Origin of the sequence: Yoonia sp. R2-816, from assembly GCF_046762905.1 — a bacterium.
GTDB lineage: Bacteria > Pseudomonadota > Alphaproteobacteria > Rhodobacterales > Rhodobacteraceae > Yoonia.
Genome location: NZ_JBKQXN010000327.1, coordinates 1 through 1,530 on the forward strand (window position 1 = coordinate 1; position 1,530 = coordinate 1,530).

Annotated in this window: 1 protein-coding gene; it reads right to left on the reverse strand. The window is 51.4% G+C overall.

Annotated features, from left to right (window positions below; all coding sequences use genetic code 11):
* A partial coding sequence (locus ACFWW2_RS23870; protein WP_393932632.1) for a beta-ketoacyl synthase N-terminal-like domain-containing protein occupies positions 1-1,530 on the reverse strand: 1,530 nt, incomplete at both ends.

The window sequence follows — 1,530 nt, forward strand, 5'->3', positions numbered from 1 at the left end:
GTGTCATCATCATAGGCCGAAGCCGGAAATGCTATCTCGTGAAGCTTAGCCGTCCCTAAAAAATCATAGTCTGCTGCAAAGTCCCAAGGACTGCGGGCGCAATTGAAATGAAGAGCCAAGTCAGCTCCCATTCCGACGTAATGGCTTCCCTGACCGGAGAACAGAAACGCCGTTTTGCCCTGAACTTGAGCCGTCTGGTTGGCGTAACAGAAAGATTCTGCGACGGTCGGAAATCGCGCCTCGATGACCTTCAGCACTTTTTCAGCATGAGTATCCAGATCTGTCGAAGAGGTTGCGACGATTGACGCACGATGCGGTTTTGTTGCATCAAAGGAACGTTGGCTTTCAAGAGCGCTATGAGAAAAAGCGTTGATCTTCTTACAGTTTTTCAGGTTCGAACGGATCGTCTCTGCCAATTCTTCGGCGCTGTCAGCCGCGTACAGATAAAGCTCACTCGGTGCAATACGATACCTGTCTGGCCTGCCGACCGAGCCAACATATTCCTCCAGTGTCAGGTGAAAATTGCTGCCACCAAACCCAAAGGAGCTGATTGAAGCCCGGCGAGGATGTTTTTTGCCGCGAACCCATGGTCGGGCGATTCCGGACAAGTAGAATGGACTTTCTTTGATGTTTAGTTTGGAGTTGGGCTTTGAAATATTGATGGTTGGCGGTAGGACTTTGTGGCGCAATGCCATAGTTGCCTTGGCCAGGCTGGCTGCACCTGCTGCAGACTTTGTATGACCGATCTGCGATTTAACCGACCCCAATGCACACCAACCTCTTTCTTCTGGGCTGGCTTCCTTAAACACGCTGTTAAGTCCTTCGAACTCTGCCACATCCCCAACCCGAGTTCCCGTACCATGTGCTTCCATCAGCTCAACAGTACGGGGTGAATACCCGGCTGCTTCATAGGCCCGCCCAATCGCAATTGCCTGTCCGGAGGATTTTGGCGCATAGATGCTTGCACCACACCCGTCCGATGATGACCCTATACCTTTAATGACCGCATGGATCTCATTGCCGTCCCGTTCCGCATCCTCAAGGCGCCGAAGTGCAAAAATCCCGCAACCTTCCCCCATTATGGTACCGTCAGCGTCAACAGAGAAAGGGCGACACAAGCCGGTCTTTGATATGGCCGGCGTTTTGGAAAAACACAAATACATGAAAATGTTGTTGAGCGCATCTGCACCTCCAGTAATCACCATATCGGAGTCATGGAGCCACAATTCTTGGACAGCATAGCGAACGGCAGCGAGAGAGCTTGCGCAAGCTGCATCCGTCGTGAAATTCGAGCCGCCCAAATTATGGCGATTAGCAATCCTGCCCGCCACCACATTACCAAGCAATCCAGGAAACGTGCTTTCGCGCCACTCCGGATGGTGATTGCTAATCTGAATTAGTCTCGATGTGATCTGACACCGCCCCCTTCTCAGCAAGCTGAAATGGGGACGGCACATCTCTTGATGGAGATGATGGTTGTCCGTTTTGATGGAGGTGCAAACCAAACCATCAAAGGAAACCACAATGTTG